The 7,965-nt window shown below is 67.3% G+C and carries 5 protein-coding genes; all 5 read left to right on the top strand.

Annotated elements, in window-relative coordinates; translation table 11 throughout:
• The coding region (gene prsK, locus ACTFO6_RS15435) for an XrtA/PEP-CTERM system histidine kinase PrsK (protein WP_439935330.1) at positions 1-1,233 on the top strand (1,233 nt) is incomplete at its 5' end.
• The gene (gene prsR / locus ACTFO6_RS15430) at positions 1,230-2,582 is read left to right on the top strand and encodes a PEP-CTERM-box response regulator transcription factor (protein WP_439935329.1); all 1,353 of its coding nucleotides are present in this window, start codon (positions 1,230-1,232) and stop codon (positions 2,580-2,582) included. The genes prsK and prsR, both read left to right, overlap by 4 nt.
• Before the next feature lie 90 nt (positions 2,583-2,672).
• Positions 2,673-5,429, top strand: coding sequence for an XrtA/PEP-CTERM system TPR-repeat protein PrsT (gene prsT / locus ACTFO6_RS15425; protein ID WP_439935328.1), 2,757 nt, complete (start codon positions 2,673-2,675; stop codon positions 5,427-5,429).
• Positions 5,430-5,481: 52 nt separating this feature from the next.
• The gene (locus ACTFO6_RS15420) at positions 5,482-6,762 is read left to right on the top strand and encodes a nucleotide sugar dehydrogenase (RefSeq protein ID WP_439935327.1); all 1,281 of its coding nucleotides are present in this window, start codon (positions 5,482-5,484) and stop codon (positions 6,760-6,762) included.
• A 9-nt stretch (positions 6,763-6,771) separates the two neighbouring features.
• Positions 6,772-7,845, top strand: coding sequence for an SDR family oxidoreductase (locus ACTFO6_RS15415; RefSeq protein ID WP_439935326.1), 1,074 nt, complete (start codon positions 6,772-6,774; stop codon positions 7,843-7,845).
• Positions 7,846-7,965 lie beyond the last annotated feature (120 nt).

The following is a 7,965-nucleotide window of genomic DNA, read 5'->3' as shown; positions in this document are numbered from 1 at the left end:
CGCTCCCAGGTCCGGGTTTTCATCAACAAGCACTTCTTTTCCTACCGCTACGATTACCGCCAGGAATGGTTGAAAATCACCCGGCTCCTTTCGGGGGCCGGGGAGGGGTCCAACATGCACGAGCGCTGCGTGGTGGCCCTCGCCGATCTGGTGGAAAGCCCGGCCGGCGCGATCTGGCTTGAGGACCACCGGGGTCGGTACGTCCAGGCCGGCCGCTGGAACATGCGGGAGGTGAACGACGCGGAGCCAGCCGAGGGAGCACTCCCCAGCTTCCTCGAGAAAACCGGCTGGGTGGTGGATCTGGACGAGTTTCGGGCCAACCCGGAACGCTACCCTGACCTGCGGCTTCCCGAATGGCTCGCGCGCTTGCCCAACGCCTGGCTCATCGTCCCCCTGTCGCACCTGGAGCGGCTGCTCGGCTTCGTGATCCTCGCCACCGCGCGGGTTAAGGTGGAGATCAATTGGGAGGTGCGGGACCTGCTCAAAACGGCGGCCCGGCAGGTGGCCGGCTTCATCGGCCACGCCCGCGCCACGGAGGCGTTGCTGGAATCGCGCAAGTTCGAGGCCTTCAACCGCATGTCCGCCTTCGTGGTGCACGACCTGAAAAATTTGGTGGCACAGCTTTCGCTAATGCTCAAGAATGCGGAACGACACCAGGGAAATCCCGAATTCCAGCAGGACATGCTGGCCACCATCCGCAACGTGGTGGAGCGGATGAACAGCCTGCTATTCCAGCTCCGGGCCGGCACCCAGCCCCTGGACCATCCCCGGACGGTAGACCTGGCGGCGCTGGTTGAGCGGGTGGCGCAAGCGAAATCCGCCCAGGGGCGGCGCATCGCCTGGGAGGCCCAGCGCGGCGTGCAGGCGGTGGGGCATGCCGAGCGGCTGGAGCGGGTGATCGGGCACCTGGTGCAAAACGCGCTGGAGGCGACGGATGAAACCGGACGGGTGGAGCTCAAGGCCTATTTCGACGGTGCCCACGCGGTGGTGGACGTGGCGGACAACGGCAAGGGCATGACGCCGGAATTCGTACGGGACGAGCTGTTCAAGCCGTTCCGCACCACCAAGCCCGCCGGCACTGGCATCGGGGCGTACGAGAGCGCCCAGTACGTGGCCGAGCTGGGCGGCAAGCTCCTGGTGGACAGCCGCCCGGGGGAGGGGACGCGCATCCGTATGCTGTTGCCCCGGCCGGAGCGGCGACCGCTCGAGGGAGAAAAACGGGAAGTCGCATGAGCGAGAAGCGCAGACCTTTGCTCATCGTGGAGGACGATCCGGCCCTCGCCAAGCAGATGCGCTGGGCGTTCGACCAGTACGAAGTCGTGCTGGCGGGCGACCGGGACAGCGCCATCGGCCAGCTTCGCCGCCACGAGCCGGCGGTCGCGGTGATGGACCTGGGCCTGCCGCCCGCGCCGGACGACGTATCCGAAGGGCTGAAGCTTCTGGGGGAGATCCTTTCCGTCGCCCCGGACACCAAGGTGATCGTGCTCACCGGGCAGCACGACCGGGCCAACGCCTTGAAGTGCATCGCCTTGGGGGCCTACGACTTCTATGCCAAGCCTTTCGAGCCCGAGATCCTGGGGCTCACCATCGAGCGGGCGTTCCGGTTGTACGAGCTGCAGGAGGAAAACCGCCGGCTTCAGGAGCGGGAGGCGGCGGGACCCCTGTCGGGGATTCTGACCCGGGACCCCGAGATGCAGAGGATCTGCCGCACCATTGAAAAAGTGGCGGCGACCTCCGCCACGGTGCTGATCCAGGGTGAATCCGGCACCGGGAAGGAGCTTTTGGCGCGGGGGTTGCACGACCTCTCCTCCCGCCGCGGCCAGCGCTTCGTGGCGATCAATTGCGCGGCGATTCCCGAAACCCTCCTTGAGAGCGAGCTTTTCGGCTATGAAAAAGGCGCCTTCACGGGAGCGACCCGCCAGAACATCGGCAAGATCGAGACGGCCCATAAGGGCACCCTGTTCCTCGACGAGATCGGCGACCTTCCCCAGGCGCTCCAGGCGAAGCTGCTGCGTTTCCTGCAGGAGCGGGTGATCGAGCGCATCGGCGGCCGGGAGGAGATCCCGGTGGACGTGCGCATCGTCTGCGCGACCCACCAGGACCTGAAGGCCTTGATCGCCCGGGGCGAGTTCCGGGAGGACCTCTATTTCCGCCTGGCGGAAATCGTCGTGGAAGTGCCGCCCCTGCGCAGCCGCAAGGGCGACGCGAGCCTGCTGGCCCATGCGTTCGTGCGCAAGTTCGCCGAGGAATTGCGGCGCGGCGGCCTCACCATCTTGCCCGAAGCGATCGACGCCATCGAGGCCTATTCCTGGCCGGGCAACGTTCGGGAGTTGGAGAATTGCGTCAAGCGGGCAGTGATCATGGCCGACGCGTCCGCCCTGCGGGCGGCGGACTTCGGGCTCGCTCGCGCGGAGGAAAGCGAGGACATGTTCAACCTGCGACAGGTGCGGGAGCGGGCCGAGCGGGACGCGGTGGTCCGGGTGCTGGGGCGCGTCAACGGCAACTTGAGCAAGGCGGCCCAGCTCCTGGGCGTGAGCCGCCCGACCCTGTACGACCTCATGCACCGCTTCGGCCTCAGGTAGGGGTGTTAGCGTGCTCAACTTTTTTTTCGGAACGGAACCATGAACCAGCGAACGGGAGCCAGGGAACCTCTGATTCGAAGGTTCCCTAAAATGGGGCGCTTCGCCGCGCTGACCCTTTGCGTCTTGCTGTCTGCGGGTTGCAACGGCGATCCGCCCGAGAAGCTGATCGAATCGGCGCGTTCCTATCTGGCGCAGCAGGACACCGCGGCCGCCATCATCCAGCTCAAGAATGCTCTGCAGCAGGCGCCGAACCACGGGGAGGCCCGCTACCTCCTGGGGACTGCCCTGCTCAGGAGCGGCGATGCCGCCGCTGCCGAGATCGAGTTGCGCAAGGCCCTCGACCTGGGCTATGCGCCGGAGGCGGTCTATCCCGTCCTCGGGCGCGCCTTGCTCGCCCAGGGGAAGGCCGGCAAGGCCCTCGAGCAGCTCTCGGGCCTGACCCTCGCGGATCCGCAAGCGAACGCCCTGCTGAGGACCGTGGTGGGACAAGCCCAGCTCATGAGCGGGCGTCCCAAGGAGGCCAAGGACTCTTTCCTGGCCGCCCTTTCCCTGCGGCCGGACCTGGCCGAAGCGAAGCTGGGGGCGGCCCGGGTGGCGGTGCTCGAACGGGACCTGGCCCAGGCCACCAAGCTCGTGGAGGAGGTCCTTGCCCGGGAATCCACCCATGTGGAAGCCCTGGGGCTCAAAGGGGCGCTCGCCGCGGGCCAGGGGGACCTGGAGGCGGGGGTGCAGGCGTACCAAAAGGCTCTTGCCGCCGAGCCCCGCAACGTGCCCATTCGCGCCGCCCTGGTCGAGCTGTTGCTCCGGCGCGGGGAGCTGAAGCGGGCCGCGGAGCAGGCGGGGGAGCTCGAGAAGATCGGGCCCAAGCATCCTAGCACCCTTTACTATAAGGCGCTCATCACCGCGGAGCAGGGCGACCTGGCCGGGGCCCGGGATCTCGCCCTGAACGTGCTCAAGGCCGCTCCCGACCACGTGCCGGCGCGGATCCTGGCGGGCGCCTTGGAGTACCGGCTGAGGGCCTACGCCCAGGCCGAACAACATCTGCGCCAGGCCCTGAACCAGGCGCCGCAGCACGCCGGGGCGAGGCAGCTTCTGGCGGCGGTCTATCTGGCCACCGGGGAGGCCGATCAGGCCCAGGAGCTGCTGCAGCCCCTGCTCGCCCAGCAACCCTCGAACGCGCGGGTCCTGGCGCTGGCGGGAGAAGTCCATCTGGCCCAGGGCGAGCTGGCCAAGGCCGCCGAATACTACGAGAAGGCGGCCGCCCTGGACAAGGACAACCCGGCGCTGCGCACGCGCCTCGGGGCCTTGCACCTGCGCGCCGGCGAGACCGACGAAGCGCTGCAGGAGCTACAGGCGGCGGCGGCCATGGACGCTGCGGGCTACCGGGCAGACCTGGGGCTGGTGATGATCCACGTGGCGCGCAACCAGCTCGATCAGGCCCTTGCCGCGGCCGACGCCCTGGAGCGAAAACAGCCCGACCATCCGATCAGCCACAACACCAAAGGGGCGGTCTATCTCGCCAAGGGAGATCTGGCCAGCGCCCGCAAGAGCTTCGAGCGCGCCCTGCAGCTCAGTCCGGCCTTTCTGCCCGCCGTGCGCAACCTGGCCATGCTGGACCTGCGGGAAGGCAAGGCGGAAGCGGCCCGGGGGCGCTACCAGACGGTGCTAGCCAAGGAACCCAACAACGAAAGGGCGCTCCTCGGGCTGGCGGCGATCCTGCGCGCCACCGGAGCCGCCGACGCAGAGGTGGAGCGGACGCTGAAAAAAGCGGTGAGCGCCAACCCCGCTTCCGTGCCCCCTCGGCTCGCCCTGATCGATTTCTTGCTGCGCGCCAACCAGCCCAAGGCGGCCCTGGTGGCCGCCCAGGACGCTCAGGCGGCCTTTTCCAACGACGCCCGCATCGTGCAGGCCCTGGGCGCGGCCCAGCTCGCCGCGGGGGACGTGCAGCAGGCCTTGAGCACCTTCAGCCGGCTCGCCCAGATGCGGCCCCAGTCGGCCAGCGTGCAGCTGCGGCTGGCGGCGGCTCACCGCGCCGCAGGGGACGAGGCCGGCATGCTGCGGGCATTGCGCAAGGCCCTCGAGCTGGATCCCGGTTTCACCGCCGCCCAGCGGGAGATCATCGCCTACTACGTGCGCCAGGGGCGCTTCCAGGACGGGGTGAACGAGGCCCGGGCCATGCAGAAGGCGCGCCCCGCCGAGGCGATCGGCTATCTCATGGAAGGGGACGTGTTCCTGTTCCAGGGCAACCTGAAGGCGGCCGAGGAAGCCTACCGCAAAGGGCTGCGCCAGGCTCCAACCCCGTACCTGATCGCGCGCTTGCACAGCGTCCTTGCGCGGGCGAAGCGGGAAAGCGAGGCGAATGCCGTGACGGCTCAGTGGCTCCGGGATCATCCCGAAGACCTGATCGTGCCCACTTATCTGGCGGAAGCGGATCTCAAAAGTGGCGCGTATCGAGAAGCGGTACGGCGCTATCAGGCAATCCTGGAAAAACAGCCGAACAATCCCGTGGTCCTCAATAACCTGGCCTACGCCGCGTGGAAGGTCAACGACGCCAAGGCGCTCGAATACGCCGAGCGCGCCTACGCGCTGGCGCCCACCAGTCCCGCGGTGCTGGACACCCTGGGCTGGATCCTGGCGGACAAAGGGCAGGTGGAGCGGGGCGTGCAGCTCCTGGCGCGGGCCGTGGACCTGGACCCGGATTACGCGGAGATCCGGCTGCATTACGCCAAGGCCCTCCTCAAGGCCGGAAGGAAGGAGGAGGCGCGCAAGGAGCTGGAGACGATCGCCAAGAACGATGCCGCCTCTGCCTTCGGGAAGGAGGCGGCGGAATTGCTGAAGACGCTCTGAACCGCGCGCCTGCGCGGGAGGATTTAACCATTCCGGAGAAGAAAGCATCGCCATGGATACCATCGCCGTCGTGGGCTTGGGCTACGTAGGCCTGCCGCTGGCCGTCGAGTTCGGCAAGAAGTACCGGACCATCGGCTTCGATCTGTCCCAGGAAAAGGTCGACGCCTACTGCCGCGGGATCGATCCCACGGGGGAGGTGAGCGCCGAAGACTTGAAGGCCGCCGACGGCCTCACTTGCACCACGGATCCCTCGGCCTTGAAGGCCGCGGATTTCGTGATCGTCGCCGTTCCAACGCCGGTCAACGAGGCCCACCAGCCGGACTTCGGACCCCTCGTCTCCGCCAGCGAGACCGTCGGCCGCAACCTGAAGCGGGGCGCCACCGTGGTGTACGAATCCACCGTCTACCCGGGCGCCACGGAAGAGGTGTGCATCCCCAGGCTGGAACAGGCCTCTGGGCTGCGCTGGAAACGGGATTTCTTCGTCGGCTACTCCCCAGAGCGCATCAACCCGGGGGACAAGGAGCACACCCTGACCCGCATCGTCAAGGTGGTGGCGGGGGACACGTCGGAGACCCTGGAGCGGGTGGCGCGAATTTACGGCAGCGTAGTGACCGCGGGCGTGCACCGGGTGAGCAGCATCAAGGTGGCCGAGGCGGCCAAGGTGATCGAAAACACCCAGCGGGACTTGAACATCGCCCTTATGAACGAGCTGGCCATCATCTTCAACCGCATCGGTATCGATACGCTGGAGGTGCTGGAGGCGGCGGGCACCAAGTGGAATTTCTTGCCCTTTCGCCCCGGCCTGGTAGGCGGACACTGCATCGGGGTGGACCCCTACTACCTCACCTACAAGGCGGAGATGCTGGGCTACCACCCCCAGGTCATCCTGGCCGGGCGCCGGATCAACGACGGCATGGGCAAGTTCGTGGCCGAGCAGACCATCAAGGCCATGATCCGCAGCGGCTTCTCGGTGAAGGGCTGCGACGTGTCGGTCCTCGGCCTCACCTTCAAGGAAAACGTCCCCGATCTGCGCAACTCCCGGGTGATCGACGTGGTGCGGGAACTCCAGTCCTACGGGGTCACGGTGCACGTCCACGATCCGGTGGCGGACCGGAAGGACGCCCTGCGGGAATACGGCGTGGAGCTCAAACCCTGGGAGGCCCTGCCCCGATCCGCCGCCCTCGTGGCGGCGGTGGCCCATCGCCCGTTCAAGGAGCGCTCGGCGGACGATTACATGGGCAAGCTCCTGCCCAACGGCGTGTTCGTGGACGTGAAAGGCCAGGTGGACCCCGCGGCCTTCGGCGCCCGTGGCGTTCGTCTCTGGCGCCTGTGAGAAAAGGCCATGTCCGACAGGGTGTCCATGGAAGAGCGTCTGCGCCGGGAACCCCGGCGCTGGCTGGTGACGGGTTGCGCCGGATTCATCGGCTCCCACCTGACGGAATTCCTCCTGCGCTGCGGCCAGGAGGTCGCCGGACTGGACAATTTCGCCACTGGCCATCGGGCCAACCTGGAGGACGTACGGGAGGCGGTGGGCGAAGCCGCCTGGAGGCGTTTTCGCTTTATCGAGGGCGACATCCGGGATGTGGCCACCTGCCGGGACGCAGTGCAGGGAACCGACGTGATCCTGCACCAGGCGGCCCTGGGCTCGGTGCCCCGCTCGGTGGAAGATCCCGCGTCCACCCATGAGGCCAACGTGGACGGGTTCTTTAACCTGTTGCTGGCCGCCAAAGAGGCCGAGGTCGGCCGCTTCGTCTACGCCTCTTCCAGCTCCGTCTACGGGGACGATCCCTGCTTGCCCAAATCCGAGGAGCGAATCGGCCGTCCCCTTTCCCCGTATGCGGCGAGCAAGTGCGCCAACGAACTCTACGCCGAAGCGTTCTCCCGCTGCTACGGGATCGAGACGGTGGGACTGCGCTACTTTAACGTCTTCGGCGCGCGCCAGGATCCCGACGGTCCCTACGCCGCCGTGATCCCGCGCTGGATCGGCGAGATGCTGGCCCACCGGCCGGTCATCATTTACGGGGATGGGGAGACGACGCGGGATTTCTGCTACATCGCCAACGCCGTGCAGGCGAACCTGCTGGCCGCCACGACCCGCAAGCCCGAGGCCTTGAACCGGGTGTATAACGTAGCCGTGGGGAAGCGGACTTCCTTGAACGCCCTGTTTTCCATCCTGCGCTCCCTGCTGGCGGAGCGTTTTCCGGCCATCGCCTCCATGCAGGCCGAGTATCGGGATTTTCGTCCCGGGGACATCCGCCACTCCCTGGCCGATATCGCCCAGGCGCGGGGTCTGCTGGGCTACGAGCCCACCCACACCGTACTGACGGGCTTGCGGGAGGCGTTGCCCTGGTACCTGGAGCGGCTGGGTTCCCTGGGAGCCCAGGGCAAGGCGCCGCCGAGCCGGGCGGCGCGCTGAACGGGCGAGAACACGCCCCGGATTTTTTCATGGAGGTTCCCAGATGACCCCCGGATGCGACAGGAACCCCACGACGATCAGGATCGCAAGGAAATCCACGACGCCCGGCGGCGAAAGCCG

Source organism: Pelomicrobium sp. G1, from assembly GCF_051905455.1.
Taxonomy (GTDB): Bacteria; Pseudomonadota; Gammaproteobacteria; order Burkholderiales; family UBA6910; genus Pelomicrobium.
The sequence above is the reverse complement of the archived record's forward strand: the minus strand, read 5'-3'. Positions and strand labels throughout refer to the sequence as shown.